Source organism: Serratia sp. M24T3 (genome assembly GCF_000257645.1).
Taxonomy (GTDB): Bacteria; Pseudomonadota; Gammaproteobacteria; order Enterobacterales; family Enterobacteriaceae; genus Rouxiella.
This window is the reverse complement of the sequence record NZ_AJHJ01000005.1, coordinates 68,681-86,176: the sequence shown is the minus strand read 5'-3', so window position 1 is coordinate 86,176 and position 17,496 is coordinate 68,681. Positions and strand designations below refer to the sequence as shown.

The window sequence follows — 17,496 nt, the reverse complement described above, 5'->3', positions numbered from 1 at the left end:
TGTTGTTTTCGTTGTCGAACAGATTATCCCGAGATTCAATCAGCGGGATACCTTGATCCTATGGGCTTTCCCACAGGATTCAAGTGTCAGGACACGGTAGAGGTCGTAATTCACAATACTTTACATTTTGAAGCTTTTTGTAGATAACACCAGACTATTGCAAGCTGTTTCTAGGGCCAGAATTTAAAATTGAACTGATTATACAAATCTCTATTTATGGAGTTTAACGGCATCGCGTGGCTACCTATATCAGAAGCTTCATAAAGAGAGTGAGAAGGATCCCATCCAAAGCCTATGCCGTATTCTTCTGAAAAAAATTGTAATAAATAAGTGTTTAATCGAGGTTCTGGAAATTTTGCCTGATAAATGCGTTCAAAATTCTCTACCACCATTTTCCTTTGATAGCCGTTGGCTTTGTTCGTGAAACTTTTAAACAACTGTATAAAGCAGTCTTGAATGTCGTCAATATGATTGCCACCGCTAAGGTGATGGTTAACTAAATTCCCCAGCCGCCTGAATACGGCTTCTTTCGCCAGAGAAGTCGGCAATTCACCTGCACCTAAACTAATTTTAGCGCGAATACGAGAATCGTCTGTAGCAGCATCCATGGCTAACGAACGCAAAGACTGCGGCTGCTGCCCCGGCACCGAGAATGCTAAACGGGGTTCGGTATGCGCTACGCCAACTCCCGCCTGGCGACTCGCCCCGACATCAGCGACGCTGCTCGCCAGCGCCCTTGTCTTTAGCGCGGAACGAAATCTCTGCACCGCCGCCGCCGTACTCATGCCTAATGAAACTACGCCCAAAGCCATCGAGGTCCATCCAAGAATCGCCGAGGCTTGTGGATGCTGATCCTCCAGCGCCATGCTGGCAATGCCCGTAACGTCAGCTGCCAATGCCAAACCGGCGATCACGCAGGTGCTGGCTGCCATAGAGGAACCCATCGTAAATGGAATGAGTGCTATCGCCAATGTGCTGGTAACAATACCTACTATCGATTGCCAGCCCATATGCCCCGAAGGATCGCTGCGATTAATCGGGTCGCCGTCACAATAAGCGTAGGGATTAATGCCTCCTTCACCAAATGGGCTCCAGCTATCAGGAGAATTAAAACGCATAAGAATTGGATTATAAGCTCGATAACCGTTACCTAAATGCGTTGTTCCGCTAATTGGATCGCAGCGCTCGCCATTAAATCCTAAAATTAAATTATTCATTTTTAAAATCCCTATTAATTAAATCAGACTTACATTAATGAAAAAATAGCGTGAATTCGGCGATATATATTCAATCAATCGCCCAACAACATTGTTTCCTGTGAATATTAAAACCACATTGATTTAGCAGAATTGATGCCATACTTAGAGGGTTGCTTATGAAAAATATGCTGAAAAATATCTACTGTTTCCTTTTGCCAACTCTTTTCTTCCCTATTGCGTATTTTGAAATAATCAAATAGGCCAGCAAAACCATTCAGCGGTAAAGTCTCATTATAAATACTGCGGATATGCTGATTGACAGAGTCTTCAGGCTGCCTGAATTTGACCTCTTGCGCCTGAGCAGTCGTTAAACTCCCTTGATCTTGGGAAGTTTTAGCCCACACGTGAGGATTATTTAAAGAAGCGTGCATAGACATCCTTCTTAACGATTTTTGCTTTGCCTCTGTAGGCAATGTTTTATCAGCCTTGGATAGATGATCCCTGTCTCCAGCAGTGCTAAAAACAAAATTAGGCTCTGCGACAGCCTCACCGATTACTCTTGATAATCGCACGGCATTTGCAGTCAACGTTTTTACTGAACGAACGGCGCTGATTGTCGTCGCCCTTGCCCCTGCGACCATTGAAACCACACCAAACGCCATCGCGGTCCAGCCCAATATTGCCGAAGCCCTGGGATTTTTATCTACTAGCGTGGCACTGATAATTCCTGCAGTATCGGCGGCTAACCCCATACCGGCAATCACGCTGGCGCTGACAGCCATTGAAGAACCCAGGGTAAACGCCATCAATGTGATACCTATTACGCCGGTAATAATGCCGACTAATGATTGCCAGCCCATATGCCCCGAAGGATCGCTGAGATTAACTGGATCGCCGTCACAATAAGCGTAGGGATTAATTCCCCCCTCACCAAATGGACTCCAGCTATCAGGAGAATTAAAACGCATTAATATCGGATTATAAGCCCGATAACCATTGCCAAGATGCGCTGCCTCGCTGATGAAATCACGGCGTTCGCCGTTAAATCCTAGAGTTGAATTATTCATGGTTCCTTCCTGATAATTGATGCCATTGAGTTGCCAGATGTATTAGCAGCATCACCAAAATAGAAGAAATCATTAATCATCATAAAAATCAGCAAAAAGCAGGAATGAGGTAACGATCAAAAATTAGGGTTTGGGATTGGGTTATTTTGAACCAGAAATAGGCATCGTTATTTAGGACCCATCACAGTCATAAAAAAAGGGCCACCTCCAAGAGGCAGCCCTTTATTCTTATTACACGGTACCAGCAGACTTATTTAGACTGGCTGTCCTGTGTTTTTTCAAGCTTCGACAGGTCGACAGCAATATTATCAGCCTCATCCAGATAAGGATCCGGGGCTACATAATCTTTAGGCAAATCGTCGAGAGACTTGATTGGCTTCTTGCCTTCACGTTTAAAACGCTCGTTCAGACGAGTCAGACGCGTAGCATCATCTTCTTTGTCTTCTTTGTCACGCTGGGCGTAATTCAAAGAAACCACGTTCTGCTTGTCTTTATTGGCTTTAAACTTGGCAATATCCTGCTCGATGTACTGGAACTCTGGATCCTGCGCGATGCGTGCATCGTGCTCTTTCAGCAGCTCAGGGACCAACGGCGCAAGATCACCCGTCTTGGTATAGGTCGCAGCTTTGATGCTGTCCCAAGGCATGGCGTTATCTTCAAATCGTTCGCCCACGTCATTGTCGATCATACCGGTTGGCATAACGATATCTGGCGTGACACCTTTACGCTGCGTGCTACCACCATTGATTCGATAGAATTTCTGGATAGTGTATTGCACAGAGCCCAGCGCTGGCCATTCAGGACGCAGCATCTGATCGTAAATACGATTCAGGGATCGATATTGCTGAACGGTACCTTTACCGAAGGTCGGTTCACCGACAATCAGTGCACGGCCGTAATCCTGCATCGCAGCAGCAAAGATTTCAGAAGCAGAAGCGCTGTAACGGTCGACCAGCACTACCAGCGGACCTTTATAGTACTCAACGCCGTCGTTATCGCTGTCTTGACGAATACGACCGTTGTTATCACGAACCTGCACTACCGGGCCGCTTGGAATGAACAGACCAGAAAGTGAAACTGCCTCGGTCAGAGCGCCGCCGCCGTTTGTACGCAGGTCGATAACCAGGCTGTTGACGTTCTGCTTGGCCATTTTTTGCAGCTGGACTTTCACGTCATCGGTCAGACCGACGTAGAAGCCTGGAATGTCCATCACGGCAACTTTTTCATTGCCGACTTTCTTGATGGTCATTTTAACGGCACGGTCTTCAAGACGGATTTTCTCACGCGTTAAGGTGATAGTCCGAGTCTTGGTGCCCTTGCCCGCAGGCAACACTTCCAGACGAACCTTGCTGCCTTTTGGACCTTTGATTAAAGCAACGACGTCATCAAGACGCCAACCGATCACATCGACAATCGGTTTACCTGTCTGGCCAACGCCGACGATACGGTCACCGACAGCAATAGTTTTGCTCTTGGCCGCCGGGCCGCCTGCTACCATCGAGTTGATTACGGTATAGTCATCGTCGCCCTGCAGAACCGCACCAATACCTTCCAAAGAAAGGCTCATTTCGGTGTTGAACTGATCGGTGCTGCGCGGAGACAAATAGTTGGTATGGGGATCGATTTCGTGCGCAAACGCGTTCATGATCAGCTGGAAGACGTCTTCGCTGTTGCTTTGCGTCAGACGCTTCATGGCGAAACGATAGCGTTTACCCAGAATATCGCGGATTTCCTGATCGTTTTTACCGGTCAGCTTCAGGTTCAGCTCGTCATATTTGACTTTCTGGTCCCAAAGCTCATCAAGCTCGGTGGAGTCTTTCGGCCACGGAGCCTTGGTGCGATCAAGGGTAATTGAATCATTACCGGTGAAATTCATTGGCCGCTCAAGCACGGACAAAGCATATTCGTAGCGTTCGAAACGACGTTTCTGCGCCAGATTATACAAAGCGTAAGGCGTGACCAATTGACCGGATTTCAACTCTTCACCCAAGGTGCCGCGTTTATCGGCAAACTGGGCGACATCGGAAGCCATAAGCACGTTATGACCGTTGTCGAGCATGTTCAGGTAACGATCGAAAATTTTACCTGAGAAGTCCGCATTAAGATCGAATTGACGATAGTGCGAACGGGTGAAGCGTGCAGTGACACGCTCACTAACCGTTGCGTCTTGAGGCTCTTGTGCTAATTGCGGGAGCTGACTGATAGTGACCGGTGCACTGTCATTCGCAAAGCTGGTGTTAACCAGACCTGTTCCCGTAAGTAGCAGACCCGCAATTACGCTTAATCTGACAAATTTGTTCATGCCTGAGTTGGCCTCCGTATCAGAACTGCAAGTGTTCTGCGCGTACGATCATCGCCAGACCCGAAGAGAGCTGCACACGAACGCCGTCTTTTGCAATTTCCAAAACGGTAGCGTCCATAGCACTCTTACCTGCTCTGACTTTGATTTCCTGACCAATTTGCAGTTTTGTGATATCTGTAACTGGCACCTGACGCGGTTGGCTCACTTCACGTACTGGACGTGGAGTGCGCGGTTTGCGATTTTCTTGACCAGAAACAGCGGCAGGCGCATTTTCACGACGCGGAGCAGGTTTTTTTGCTGCCGGACGTGGGCGACGCGGCTCGGCATTTTCACCGTTGGCTTCGCGACGCTTGGCCTGTTGCTCGGCACGTTGTGCCTGAACGCGGGCTTTTGCTTCTTCCAATTGTTTACGGGCGTGCTCGACGTGCTGTTCTTCGAGAACACCACAAGCATTGCCGTCAAGGTCAACGCGTTGAGCGCCAACTTTAACGCCATACAGATAACGCCAACTTGAGGTATACAGACGCAGAGCAGAGCGCAATTGTGTCTTGCTCAAATTCTCTTCACCCTGAACGCGCTCTACCAGATCCTGAAAGATACCGATCTTTAATGGGCGCGCTTCACCTTCGGCGCTGAAGCAAAGCGGGAAACGCTCTGCCAAAAAGGCGATGACTTCTTTACTACTGTTCAACTTAGGTTGATTTTCCATGAAATTTCCTGATTACAACGGGTTTGCCAACCGGCGCAGGCATGAACAGGCGACATTATAATGACCCCGTCCGTAAATGCTACGTTATCCGTCGATCAACTTGCGATCAAATTGACATATTTTGCAGCGTCACTGTTTTCCAGGTGCTTACAAAGCCCGGCTACCAATTCTGTTAGCCCCTGTTCATCCACTTCGTCGAAGCGTTGATAAATAGTGCTATCGATATCTAAAACACCTATTACCTGACCTGCAACGGTAATGGGCAAGACAATTTCTGCGTTGCTGGCTGCGTCACAGGCAATGTGTCCCGGGAAGGCATGCACATCACCCACCCGCTGCACCGCGTTCTCGGCAACCGCCGTTCCGCATACGCCTTTGCCAACCGGAATGCGCACACAGGCGATTTTGCCCTGAAACGGACCCAGTACCAGCGTGGAACCATCCATCAGATAAAATCCTGCCCAGTTGACGCCCTCAAGACGCTCATAAAGCAAGGCACTGACGTTGGACAGTGTGGCAATAAAATTGTTTTCCCCGGCGATTAACGCGTTCAGGTCACGTTTTAATTCCGTGTAGAATGCTTCTTTAGTCATTTAGTAACCATTAGAACCTAAGGGTAGACCGCTATTTTGCATGCTTAGCCTCTATAAAATAAGCATTAAATGCGTATCTCGACAAGGTTAATCCTGTGTGACTTCAAAAAGACTGGCCTACAATATATGTTTCGCCAGAGACAAATGGTTGTTCTGACGTTTGCATGATACGTTATTTTGTCTAAAAATCCTGACCTTCTTGGCCTTTCAGAGCCCAGATAATTAAAATGTCCGGTATTTGATACAATCAGTCACGATTTCTACAGGTCATTTTGCTTACAGGTCCTATGAAAATATTAACAATGTCCGCCCCGTTGCCGCCATCGCGCTACCAGCGCTGTAGCGAATGCGACTATCTTTTCGCCCTGCCGGCGTTGCGCAGAACTCAAACTGCTCACTGCCCGCGCTGCAATAGCAAGGTTGAAAAAGGTAAAGTGTGCTCATTGCCTCGCCTGTTGATCATCGCAGTCTGTATTCTTTTACTGATGCCGTTCGCTTATACCGAGCCACTCATCAGCATCCGCCTGTTGGGAACGCGCATTGATGCCAGCCTTTTTGAAGGGATTTGGCAAATGACGATTCAAGGCTCGCCACTCACTGCCACAATGGTCGCTTTTTGCACCGTCGGTGCGCCGCTAACTCTAGCCTGCTCGATTCTGTATCTGCATTTTGGCAGCAAGGTGGGCATGAACCTCAAACCTGTGCTGCTGATGCTGGAACGGTTGAAAGATTGGGTCATGCTGGATATCTACCTGATCGGCATGGGCGTCGCCTGCATCAAAGTTAAAGACTTTGCCGATATCAACATTGGCCCGGCGCTGGCTGCGTATATTACGATGACAGTTCTGGTGACTCTAACCCAAATCAATCTCAATGTCGGGCAACTTTGGGAGGAATTTTATCCTCAGCCCCGCCCCAAAGGCGTACCTGAATCACTGATACTGTGTATTTCCTGCAAATTCACGGGTCATCCGGATTTAAAAGGCCGCTGCCCACGCTGCCATTTACAGATGCCAAAGCGTTACAAGCATAGTCTGCAAAAAACCTGGGCCGCGCTGATTTCGGCAATGGTGCTGCTTTTTCCGGCCAATCTGATGCCGATTTCAGTGATTTACACCAACGGCCAACAGATGAAAGACACCATCTTTTCTGGCGTCGTTTCGCTATATACTTCCGGCAATGCGCCCATAGCTGCAGTCGTTTTTATTGCCAGCGTGCTGGTGCCTTTTACCAAAGTGATTGTTCTGCTGACCCTGTTGCTCAGCATTCACTTCAGGGCTCATCAGGGACTAAAGACCCGAATTCGACTTTTGCGGCTGATCACCTGGATTAGCCGTTGGTCAATGCTAGATTTGTTCGTTATTTCGTTAATGATGTCATTGGTCAACCGCGACCAATTACTCGCCTTTACCATGGGTCCGGCCGCCTTTTACTTTGGTTCTGCCGTGATACTGACTATTCTTGCCGTTGAATGGCTGGACAGCCGCCTGATTTGGGACGCACATGCAACAACAAGACACACCGAATACACCGATTGAAGCTCGGGTCAAAAACAGACGCCGAATTTCACCTTTCTGGCTGCTGCCGTTCATCGCCTTGCTGATTGCTGGCTGGCTGGTGTACAGCAATTATCAGGAACAGGGCACCACGGTAACGATCGACTTCCAATCCGCGGCAGGCATCGTGGCGGGAAGAACTCCTGTTCGATATCAAGGGGTTGAGGTCGGCACTGTGCAATCGCTGAGTCTGAGCAAGGACTTGCGCACTATTATGGTTAAAGTCAGCATTCGCAGCGAGCTGGCCGATTCCCTGCGTGAAGGCACTCAGTTCTGGCTGGTGACGCCAAAAGCCTCGCTGGCGGGTATTTCCGGTCTCGATGCGCTGGTCGGCGGTAACTATATCGGCATGATGCCGGGAACGGGCAAGGAGCAGAGTCACTTCACCGCCCTCGACACCCAGCCGAAATACCGCCTGAACACCGGTGAACTGATGATTCATCTGCACTCACGCGATCTCGGCTCACTCAATACCGGTTCACTGGTCTACTACCGCAAAATTCCAGTCGGCAAGGTCTACGATTACGATATCGAGTCAGGCAATAACGGCGTGACCATCGATGTGCTGATCGACAAACGTTTTGCGCATTTGGTGAAAGATAACAGCCGTTTCTGGAACGTTTCTGGCTTCAAGGGCGATTTTAGTCTTAGCGGCGCCAAGATTGAAATGGAAAGCCTGGCCGCATTGGTCAACGGCGCGATCGCGCTCGACTCCCCCGCCGACGGAAATCAGGCCAAAACCGATCAGTCTTACGAGCTTTATCCCGATCTGGCACAAAGTCACCGCGGCGTGGATATCACTCTGGATTTGCCAAGCGGTGATGGTTTGAGTGAAGGGCACACGCCGCTGATGTATCAGGGTCTGCAAGTCGGCACATTGACGCAGATAAACCTGCAGCCGGATAGCAAAGTTACCGGCCAGCTGACAGTCGATCCTTCAGTCATCGACTTGATGCGTACCGGCTCGCGCATCGAGATGAACAGCCCAAAAATCAGTCTTAACAATGCCAAACTTAGCCAACTGCTGACCGGAAATACTTTAGAGTTGATCCCCGGCGAAGGTCAGCCGCAGAATCACTTTACCGTACTCGACAGCAGCCAGCGCATGTTGCAAGACCCCGGCGTGATGAAATTACAGCTTATTGCACCACAAAGTTACGGCATTGATGCCGGGCAACCGCTGCTGTTGAATGGCATGGTGGTTGGCCAGGTATTAGACCGCACGCTCACCGATGACGGTATTGTGTTTAATATCGCGGTACGATCGCAGTACAAGCAGCTGTTGCATAAAGACAGCAAGTTTGTGGTCAACAGCCGCCTGGATGTGAAACTGGGTGTCGACGGCATGGAAGTGCTCGGTGCCAGCGCCCAGGAGTGGATTGACGGCGGTATCCGCGTGATGCCAGGCACCAAAGGTACGCCTTCCGGCCAGTATCCACTGTATAGCAATTCTGAAAAAGCCACAGATGGGATCATAGGTGATAAGCCTGCCACTACGCTGACCTTGACCGCCAAAAGCCTGCCGGACATTCAGACCGGTTCGGTGGTGCTGTACCGCAAATTCCCGGTCGGGGAAATCGTCAATGTGCGTCCTAAAACCAATGATTTTGAGGTCGATGTTTACATCAGCCCCGAATATCGCAATCTGCTAAGCTCGAAAACTATCTTCTGGGCCGAGGGCGGAGCTAAGGTGCAGCTTAACGGCAGCGGCCTGACGGTGCAGGCTTCGCCGCTGGATCGCGCGTTAAAAGGCGCCATCAGTTTTGATAATCTGGAAGGCGTGACGCTAAACAAAGGCAGTAAACGCGTACTTTACGAAAACGAAACCGCAGCGCGTGCAGTAGGTAGCCAGATCACGCTGAACACTTATGATGCCAGCAAGATTTCCCCTGGAATGCCGATCCGATATTTGGGGATTACCATCGGCCAGGTTGAATCCCTGAAACTGAATCCTCAGCTTAATCAGGTGTCCGCTCAGGCGGTGCTTTATCCTGAGTATGTCGATACTTTCGCTCGTCTGGGTACGCGTTTTTCCATCGTTTCGCCTGAAATTTCAGCAGCCGGTGTGCAGAATCTGGATACCCTGCTGCAGCCTTATATCAACGTTGAAGCAGGGAAAGGGCCGCTTAATCGCACCTTCGATCTGCAATCCTCGACCATTACCGATTCACGCTATACCGATGGTCTGGCTATTGAGGTTGATGCAGCCGAAGTGGGTTCCCTACAGATTGGTACCCCTGTGCTGTTCAGAGGTATCGAGGTGGGTACAGTAACCGGATTTAACCTCGGCGTGATGGCCGACAGGGTTAACGTTTCACTGCGGATCAGTAAGAAATATCAATACTTGGTGCGTGATAACACCACCTTCTGGTTAGCATCAGGCTATAACCTGCAGTTCGGCCTTACTGGCGGTAGCTTCAAAAGCGGGACCTTCCAGCAGTTTATTCGTGGAGGTATCGCCTTTGCTACGCCGCCAACCGTGCCGATTGCGCCAAAAGCTTCTACCGGACGTCATTTCCTGTTGATGACCGAAGAGCCTAAAAACTGGCAGCAATGGGGAACTGCAATTCCAAAAAACTAACAGCTTGATGGCAGTTAAAAAGCGGGCAGGTCTCCGGTTTGGGGCCTGCCCGCCTGCATTCATCTCTTCCTTGCACATCAACTATCTACCTCCGAAAACCTGTTGGACAACAGATATAGTCCGCGCCAGTTAGAGTTTTCTGATGGCACTTTTTGCACAATCATCTATTCTAAAAGTTGACCTTACTGGTCTTACCTCTGTGCATTTAATGAGATGCAAAGGTTTATTTCCAGGCAAAAGACAGGACGAGGAGAATACGATGGGGAAATCCAGCATACGAATCGGCAGTTTTGAGATAGATGACGCACAGCGTACATCACCGGATGGTCAGGGCGGAGACAAGGTACGCATTCCTTGTAAATCCGACCCTGATTTATGCATGCAGCTTGATGCCTGGGATGAAACCGTCAGCGTTCCTGCCGTAGTTGATGGCCGACAGTCTGTGTTGTACAAAGAAAAATACGACAGTCAGGAAGACGAGTGGATTATGCGTCTTGAATAATGCGCGGCATCATTGCCACACCTCGCCCGGCGAAAAATTGGGCAAATTGGCTTACGGGCATTTTTACGTAAGACTGCGTGGCCTCGTTGTGGCCCGATGGATTATGAAAGGTGAGGGTTTCCTGCTCGACGGCGGTGACCAGCACCAGATGTCCACCGGTTCGAGGCGGCGCAATTTCAGGATGACGAATGCCGGGGTGTACCGAGGCAATAAAGAAATGATTTTTATCCAGCTCAGCCGCAATATCCTCTGCGGTCATTTCCACTCTGACTTGTCCGCCAATATTTAATTCCTGCTTAAGAAACTCGACAAAAGGCGCGTAGATAAGCCCGCGAATGTTATCCCCTTCCTGTACATAAGCGCCGTAAGGCAAGCTGCGTCGCGTCAATTCAAGGATCGGCACTATTTCACCCGTGGTGGCAGCCAATGCCATTTTCAGGCAACACATTCCACATACGTGATTCGCCCATTCAATATACTCTTCCTGAGTTTGAGCACCCGACTGGGGCCAGTTTTCAATCTCCTGCAAGGTCTTTTTACCGCTAAGAATTTCCGGCGCAGAACTCGGGGATTCCCATTGGCTGAAATAAGGTATAACGAGTGGAGTGGTTATTTCGAGAGAGGAAATATCGGGTAAAAGAGTATTGGCAGCGGTCAACATCAGGCTTATTCTCCTGGAAAAACCGGCCAACCCTTGCAGGCCAGCCGGTAAGGTCTATCAGAACGTTTCAACCAGCGTGAATTTCATCAGCAACAGTGGCATATCCGGGGCAAACATGTCGTAAGCCTCGAAGAAACGCTGCTGATCGGCGCGCCAGGAGGCCAGAGTACGATCGCCCTCGCCTTCGGCAAACGCGTGTTCTTCTGGTACCAGGTCGAAAGGCACCTGCTTCACTTCAGTGAGTTTCACGGCACAAACCGGGTTGTTACGCCCGTCGACCACTACGAATACTTCGCCAACTTCCGGCGTGCCTTCGTCGTCAAGATTGGCACAGGTCGCGGTTTTCACTCCATCGATAACCTTTTTTGCCAATTCATCAGCCAGCGCCTCGTTGTCACCAAAAGACCAACGCTCTGCGGCCTTGTACTTTTGCGGAATTTGAGGGAGCATAATTTATCCTTTTTATTGAGTCAGTCTACGGGCCTACCCTGTAAACATTAGCACGAAAATCTACCCTTTATTGCGAACACTTCACTGGCATAGTCTGCGGCCATTGACGCGTACTGCCGCTGTTATAAAGCACCTGTACGCCGCACTGGTGAGTCACGCGGGCCAGTGGTTTACCGGAGGAATCCAGCATCATCGACATTTTGGCAGTCGAGACAATTCCCACACCACTGTTAAACGCCGAAACTGCGGCAAACACAGGAGGGATAACAAAGTTGCCCTGCGCGTTAACGTAGCCATAATCCTGACCAACGCGGGCAAAAGCCAGCCCTTCGGAAATCAAGCCTAAATCAGTGAAATTTACTTCGGCGGCAGGATGCCCCTGTGCGTCAATCCAGGTTTTCATGCCGTCAGGTTTAGTCAGTACTGCCTGACTGCCCTGCATCAGACTGCCTATGCCGGAAGCAGTGATCGCAAGCTTGCCGGTGGCATCAACATAGCGCGTGGTTGCGTTGCCTTCATCAGCATCGTAAGACACTGACATATCACTGTTTGGCGGCAAGGCCCAGTCCCCCTCAGGCATCGCGGCAACTCGCACACCTTTTTCATCGATAAGTTCAGTACCCTGTGGCTGCACTCGTAGCGCGCGGGAATTGACAAAGGCGGAGCTTGGCACAATCTGTGGCTGAATCTGCCAAATGCCCTGCGCGTTGAGATAACCCACCTGCGGCTGGCGAGAGAGTTTAACCCAGTCGCCTACCGCCGAAATTTTGGTCTGTTGTTCGTGCAGCTCAATATCACCCCGGGCGTTGAACAACCATGACTGGCCTTCCGCCGAGGTTGCCAGAATACGACCATCGTTGAACTGATTGACGGTGAGCTCGTTGGTCAGATCAATACGAACCTGACCATTATTGGCAATAATTTTCGACTGTTGTGAAGAAACCGGCTCATCCGAAGACTCAGGCGGCGGAGTTAACTGCCACAATGCATCGTTGATGCGACGAACGCTGGCATACTCTGCGGGAACCAGCTGCTTGCCGCTGCTGTCGATAATCCCCCATTGACCGTTAGGCAACTGAACGTCTGCCAATCCGTTGGCATAGGTTCCCACTGACTGGTAGCCCGGAGCGGCTATCTGCCTGTGATTAATGACGTCATAAATGCCCCACTGCGCGCCTTCAGCAGCGGTTTGGCGGAAACGGAACCAACCATTGCCCACTGACTGCAACTCGAAGGCGTCAGGCAGTGCAAAATGTTTACCGCTGGCATCAATTGTGGTGAGTTTGCCGTCCTGATAGTCGAAGGCGTAGCCATTGACGAATGGCGCGATATTGTCTTCGGTAAGCGGAATAAGCGTTTTGCCTTGCGCATCAATTACGCCGGTGCCCTGCGCTGTTTTGACGATAAACTGCTGCGCCATGCCGCCCTGCGCCGATTCGCTGCTGTCAGCCGGTTGAATATCCTGCCATTTGTTCTCAAGCTGAACACTCCCGTCGGCACGGATAAATCCAGCCCCTGGCTTGCTGTCATCAGGATCCGGCCTGACCAGCGCCAGCGGAGAGTTACCCTCACCCGACGGCTGATTTAGTGGCTGAATGCGGTAATCGTTAAGCAGTGCGGCGTTTTTCGGGCCCAGCAGCGTTTTGCCATTGCTGTCGATAATATTGAGCAGTTGCCCCTGATCGTCATGCAGCCACAGACGGCCATTGATTACCTCTGCATTATTAACCTGCGCTAACCAGCTTACCGGCTGGTTGCCCCCAATCAAGGTGCCATCAGGTGAGATAATCGCATTAACTTTGTTCTGTTCGCCACGCGTAGTTAGCAGGAAACGCCCGGTTGGCTGGTCTAGCGGTACACTGCCTTTTGGCAGGGCGATAGGCTGTTTCTTACCGGGAACGTAAACTAAAACGCTCTCTTTCGCGCTGTTGTCGAGCAAGAATTCGGCCTGAACCGTCAGGGCGCTCACCGCGTCGTCACTTAAAGTCGCCAGCGAGTTACCGTTGTTGTCGAGCAAGTGGGTAGCATCGGCGCTTTTAGCCAGCCAGAACTGATCGTTGAGTGCCTTGACTGTCTGATAAATCGGTTCGACCAGGCTACCGTCCGAGCGGATCAGCTGAACGCCGGCCTGCACTTTTGCCTGCGCCAGCGCACTGTTGTTGTCACTGACGGTGATCGCACTAAATTGTGGATTAATGCGCCAGTCTAGATTTTGACTGGCAATACCAAAGCCTTTATCAGCATCACGGGCGATAAACAGATCACTTTGGCCGAAAGGCTGCACGACTTCCATCTTGTCGTTGGCAACGTGACGCTGTTCGTCCGGCGACAAAAGAACCGTTTTATAGCTCAGTGACAACCGCGCCGGATTACCATCGCTAAGCTGTACATCATCCACCAGCGCGTCCAGAGGCTTGCCGACTGTTTGGCCTTTGCGATTAATTATTTCGTTCTTACCGGCGTTGCTCACGACCGCAAGCTCTACCTGAGTAAAGTCAGCGGCCTTATCGAAGGTCGGCTGTATCGCCCATTTTCCGGCGGTATCGATATAACCCCATTTGCCTTTAAGCTTCGCGGCGGCGAGACCATAATGGAAGTCGCCTACCTGCTCGAATACCGGCTTGATGACCAGCTGCCCGCGGTTATCGAGGAACCCCCAACGGTGTCCGCTCATATCTTTGGCTAACGCGACGTCATCAATCGCCTGCTCGGCGTTAGGCAGAAAAACCGCAGCCCGGCTTTCATGCACTGGGCGAATACACAGGTTTTGAGTGGCTGGCTGCGCCAGTTCCGCACGCTGAGCATCATCAGTAATAATCGATGGCCTATAGCAGGAATAATCAGCATCGGCGGCGGCGGTTGGCAGAGAGACTGCCAGCATACTCAGCGTGCCGCCAACGGCCAAAACCTGGAAAACTGCACGCGATAACGGCTTCATTTTGCTTTTGCATGATTTCATCGGCTTCATTGTGCGCCTCCGGTTTGAGCTGGATTGGCGCAATTTACCGCTTTGGCAGGCCAGATTTGCTTGCCTTTGGCATCAAGAATTACCCGCTGATTACAGCGTAATGGCAACTGTGCCTGCACGGCACCGTCGGTATTAATTAGTTGCACCAGACCTTTGGCCGCCACCCACGCGCGCTGCTCGCTGAAGTCAGTGGCCCAATCGAATTTCGGCAAGATGGTAAAACTGCCCGCGCCGTTGATATAGCCAATTTGTGCCCCGTAGGTGTCCTGCTTGACGGCTCTGGCTCGGGTGTCCTTCATCGGGCCGACCTGAGTAAAGTAAGAGCCAATCAGCTGCTTGCCGCTGGCATCAATAAAACCGTACAGACCGTTGGCAGCGCGAACCGGCACCATGCCCTCGCTGGAGGCGCTGGCGTCAATGCTATTGAGGCCCGGATAACGCTGGATTTCGTTGCCCTGTGTATCAAACAGCACCGTCTCGCCGGTGGAATCGTCGTTCATCACCTCGCGATCCATTGAGGCCAATGGCAGTGCGCTGTCTTTGTCTGCCATTGGCTCCACGCCGTTGGCGTCGATGAGCGAGATACGTTTGTCGCTCAACGCGCTGGCCCAGTTCTGTGGTGTGACAAAGTTTAGCGGCGCGGAGTAAATAGGAGCAATCTGCCAGTCACCCTGGCTATCGATGGCACCAAAGTGCGGGCTAAAGCTCAGTAACGCCCAGACGGCGTCAATGCGAATCGTCTGGGGGATAATCTCTTTACTGACAACCGAGCGGCCGTCGTCATCCATTAGCGCCACGCCGCCGCCGGCAGGCTGAATCAGCCAGTGATCGTCGCCAATTTTTTGCGGGTTGCTCTGCAGATCACCGGCCAATAACAAACCAGTAACCGCGCTATAAAGGCTGTAACGGGTGTTACTGTGTTCACCGGGCTGATCGCCATCGGCCACCTCGAAAATGTTATCTCCGACCGGCTGCGGCTTGCCGCTACGAGAAGCATCGGGGGCTATCGCCCACTGTCCTTTCTCGTTGATTACGCCCCAACCAGCATCAACTTTCGCCAGCGCATAGCCATCCTGGAAAGATTCAAGCTGGGTATAGCGAGCCGGAATTTTGGCGCTGTTGCTGGCAAGATCCCAAATGCCCCAGCGGCGAGCATTATCGGCCCCTTCGGTGTACAGCAGACTCTCACCAGAAATACCCTGCGCGCTTTGCAGCACACGAGTTGGCACATCAATAACATTACCTTGCGCATCAATAATTTTGCGACTTTCGGCGTTCTTGTCATCAACTACGGTTGCCCAGGTATAGTTGCCATTAAACGCATCAATTTGTTTAAATTTGGGTTGGATCACCCACTGACCATTGCCGTTTACCGCACCCATTTGACCATTTTCGGTTTTCACCACCAGCGGCGCACCGCGGCCCGGGGCAATCAGCTCAGACCACTGCGGATCGGTGAAAATTTCACCTTGAGCAGTCAAAATCGCTGGAGTTTTCTTTTTATCAACCGGTGTCAGTAACGCGACAGGCAGATCACTGGATGGTGCGGCTGAATTATCATCAATACTGCGAGTATTAAGTGGCTGAAGTTTGAATTCGTTTAAAGCAGTCAGCGTGGTCTGAGTCAGCAGACCTACGCCATTGCTGTCAAAAATCTGTACCAGCTGTGGAGTTTTGGTTTCGCCGCTGCGGCTATCGGCCTGCAGAATCAGCAATTTACCGTTCTGTTTTAGCCATTGCGGCTTATTGGCTTTTACGTCGATAACCCGGTTGTCAGGACCGATCATCACTACGCCTTTACTGCCTTTGCCAATCAGCCAACTGCCCCAGGTTTGATAATCCTCCGCCTGCTCTGCGGGAATTTCCTGAGTTTTTTCTAATTTATTGTTGAGTAATTGCTGAGTATTGTTGGCATCCACCACCAGCCAACTGCCAGAAGCCAGCGGCTTGACCGACTTATATTGTTCCTTGCTCAGACTCACACCCGAACGATCGAGGAAGCTCCAGGTGGTTTTACCTTTAACCGCCACAACATCACCGTTGAGCAACGGCTCATTGCGAGTTTTGAGCTTCATCGGATCAATCGCCCACTCGCCGTTATCGTCCAGATAACCCCAATAGCCACTTTGCGCCGCATCGCGCTGCTGGGCCGGGATCAGGCCAGACTGCGGCTCATCGAGGTTCATCACGTCATCGGGGAGTGAAACCGAGCGGCCTGTAGCCGCGTTCCACAGTGCCGGAGAAACTTGCATTTGCACGCTTGCCAGTGGTTGGCCCTGTTTAAAGCCTTCTGAGTCGAGCGACGCCGCAAACGGCAGCGTTTTTATTACCGCCCCTTTGCTGTCAATCAGCGCCAAACGATCGTCAGTTACCACCAGTGCCGTACCTTTGGCATTAAAGTCAGTCGCACGGGTAAAACGCGCGGGTATAGCCAGGTTACCTTTTGCATCTATATAGCCAAACAGATCATCTTTCTTGACGGCGGCCAGTCCGTTGACAAAACCACGGGCCTGACGATAAGCAGGCTCGATTGCCATCTTGCCAGAGGTATCAATGTACCCCCATAGCCCTTGTTGCTCGCGGCCTGTGCCCATCAAGACCGGCGCCAGCCCCTGCTGAAAGGGTTGCTGACAGCTGTCGGCAGTTTTTGCATTGGCGCAGGCTTTTAACCAGGCCTCATCGGCGTGGGCCGGCACAGAAAATGCAGAACCCAGAACCAGTGCCAATGCACTGAAATTCATGACATGTTTTAGTGTTTCGGAATAAATCATCCGATTCCCTTTTGACTGAAAAATGATGAAAAGTTTGACGCTGGAACCCAAGTAGATTCACAAGGCACAGCTGGCAGCGAAAATACGATAATAATCAACTTCAATGGTTTGTTGTCCGCTGTTTCTTATAGGGTGTC

The 17,496-nt window shown here is 50.8% G+C and carries 12 protein-coding genes; 3 read left to right on the top strand and 9 right to left on the bottom strand.

Going from position 1 to position 17,496, the window contains the following annotated elements; genetic code table 11:
- Positions 1-170 precede the first annotated feature (170 nt).
- The 5 genes from SPM24T3_RS06165 to SPM24T3_RS06145 form a co-directional block, all read right to left on the bottom strand.
- A complete protein-coding gene (locus SPM24T3_RS06165; RefSeq protein ID WP_009635860.1) occupies positions 171-1,217 on the bottom strand; it encodes an RHS repeat-associated core domain-containing protein in 1,047 nt (348 codons plus the stop codon).
- A gap of 107 nt (positions 1,218-1,324) precedes the next feature.
- Positions 1,325-2,266, bottom strand: a complete 942-nt coding sequence (locus SPM24T3_RS24265) for an RHS repeat-associated core domain-containing protein (RefSeq protein WP_009635859.1) — start codon at positions 2,264-2,266, stop codon at positions 1,325-1,327.
- 250 nt (positions 2,267-2,516) lie between these two features.
- Positions 2,517-4,568 carry a carboxy terminal-processing peptidase gene (prc, locus tag SPM24T3_RS06155; protein ID WP_009635858.1) on the bottom strand — a complete coding sequence of 684 codons (2,052 nt, stop codon included), beginning with the start codon at positions 4,566-4,568 and terminating at the stop codon, positions 2,517-2,519.
- Between the two features lie 19 nt (positions 4,569-4,587).
- A complete protein-coding gene (gene proQ, locus SPM24T3_RS06150; protein WP_009635857.1) occupies positions 4,588-5,277 on the bottom strand; it encodes an RNA chaperone ProQ in 690 nt (229 codons plus the stop codon).
- Positions 5,278-5,372: 95 nt separating this feature from the next.
- Positions 5,373-5,870 (bottom strand): GAF domain-containing protein, encoded by a 498-nt coding sequence (locus SPM24T3_RS06145; RefSeq protein ID WP_009635856.1) that lies wholly within the window; start codon positions 5,868-5,870, stop codon positions 5,373-5,375.
- 287 nt (positions 5,871-6,157) lie between these two features.
- Between SPM24T3_RS06145 and yebS the strand changes: the two genes are divergently transcribed.
- From yebS to SPM24T3_RS06130, 3 genes are all read left to right on the top strand, one after another.
- Positions 6,158-7,408: a membrane integrity lipid transport subunit YebS gene (gene yebS, locus SPM24T3_RS06140; RefSeq protein ID WP_009635855.1), complete on the top strand. Its 1,251-nt coding sequence runs from the start codon at positions 6,158-6,160 to the stop codon at positions 7,406-7,408.
- Positions 7,374-10,007 carry a PqiB family protein gene (locus SPM24T3_RS06135; RefSeq protein WP_009635854.1) on the top strand — a complete coding sequence of 878 codons (2,634 nt, stop codon included), beginning with the start codon at positions 7,374-7,376 and terminating at the stop codon, positions 10,005-10,007. The genes yebS and SPM24T3_RS06135 overlap by 35 nt, the downstream gene beginning before the upstream one ends.
- 259 nt (positions 10,008-10,266) lie before the next feature.
- Complete coding sequence (locus SPM24T3_RS06130; protein WP_009635853.1) at positions 10,267-10,509, top strand: DUF1480 family protein; 243 nt, start codon at positions 10,267-10,269, stop codon at positions 10,507-10,509.
- Here SPM24T3_RS06130 and SPM24T3_RS06125 read toward each other — a convergent pair.
- The 4 genes from SPM24T3_RS06125 to SPM24T3_RS06110 form a co-directional block, all read right to left on the bottom strand.
- Positions 10,493-11,170, bottom strand: coding sequence for a hypothetical protein (locus SPM24T3_RS06125; protein ID WP_009635852.1), 678 nt, complete (start codon positions 11,168-11,170; stop codon positions 10,493-10,495). The two genes, SPM24T3_RS06130 and SPM24T3_RS06125, sit on opposite strands and share 17 nt — an antisense overlap.
- A 57-nt stretch (positions 11,171-11,227) precedes the next feature.
- Complete coding sequence (locus tag SPM24T3_RS06120) at positions 11,228-11,620, bottom strand: ASCH domain-containing protein (RefSeq protein WP_009635851.1); 393 nt, start codon at positions 11,618-11,620, stop codon at positions 11,228-11,230.
- A gap of 67 nt (positions 11,621-11,687) precedes the next feature.
- A complete protein-coding gene (locus SPM24T3_RS06115; protein ID WP_009635850.1) occupies positions 11,688-14,588 on the bottom strand; it encodes a WG repeat-containing protein in 2,901 nt (966 codons plus the stop codon).
- A complete protein-coding gene (locus tag SPM24T3_RS06110; protein WP_009635849.1) occupies positions 14,585-17,359 on the bottom strand; it encodes a WG repeat-containing protein in 2,775 nt (924 codons plus the stop codon). The genes SPM24T3_RS06115 and SPM24T3_RS06110 overlap by 4 nt, the downstream gene beginning before the upstream one ends.
- Positions 17,360-17,496 lie beyond the last annotated feature (137 nt).

What these genes read in the sequence shown, in the direction of transcription:
- SPM24T3_RS06135 (WP_009635854.1), top strand. Translation starts at nt 7,374, where the DNA reads ATGCAACAACAAGACACACCGAATACACCGATTGAAGCTCGGGTCAAA.
- proQ (WP_009635857.1), bottom strand. Translation starts at nt 5,277, where the DNA reads ATGGAAAATCAACCTAAGTTGAACAGTAGTAAAGAAGTCATCGCCTTT.
- SPM24T3_RS24265 (WP_009635859.1), bottom strand. Translation starts at nt 2,266, where the DNA reads ATGAATAATTCAACTCTAGGATTTAACGGCGAACGCCGTGATTTCATC.
- SPM24T3_RS06110 (WP_009635849.1), bottom strand. Translation starts at nt 17,359, where the DNA reads ATGATTTATTCCGAAACACTAAAACATGTCATGAATTTCAGTGCATTG.
- yebS (WP_009635855.1), top strand. Translation starts at nt 6,158, where the DNA reads ATGAAAATATTAACAATGTCCGCCCCGTTGCCGCCATCGCGCTACCAG.
- SPM24T3_RS06130 (WP_009635853.1), top strand. Translation starts at nt 10,267, where the DNA reads ATGGGGAAATCCAGCATACGAATCGGCAGTTTTGAGATAGATGACGCA.
- SPM24T3_RS06125 (WP_009635852.1), bottom strand. Translation starts at nt 11,170, where the DNA reads ATGTTGACCGCTGCCAATACTCTTTTACCCGATATTTCCTCTCTCGAA.
- prc (WP_009635858.1), bottom strand. Translation starts at nt 4,568, where the DNA reads ATGAACAAATTTGTCAGATTAAGCGTAATTGCGGGTCTGCTACTTACG.
- SPM24T3_RS06145 (WP_009635856.1), bottom strand. Translation starts at nt 5,870, where the DNA reads ATGACTAAAGAAGCATTCTACACGGAATTAAAACGTGACCTGAACGCG.
- SPM24T3_RS06115 (WP_009635850.1), bottom strand. Translation starts at nt 14,588, where the DNA reads ATGAAGCCGATGAAATCATGCAAAAGCAAAATGAAGCCGTTATCGCGT.
- SPM24T3_RS06120 (WP_009635851.1), bottom strand. Translation starts at nt 11,620, where the DNA reads ATGCTCCCTCAAATTCCGCAAAAGTACAAGGCCGCAGAGCGTTGGTCT.
- SPM24T3_RS06165 (WP_009635860.1), bottom strand. Translation starts at nt 1,217, where the DNA reads ATGAATAATTTAATTTTAGGATTTAATGGCGAGCGCTGCGATCCAATT.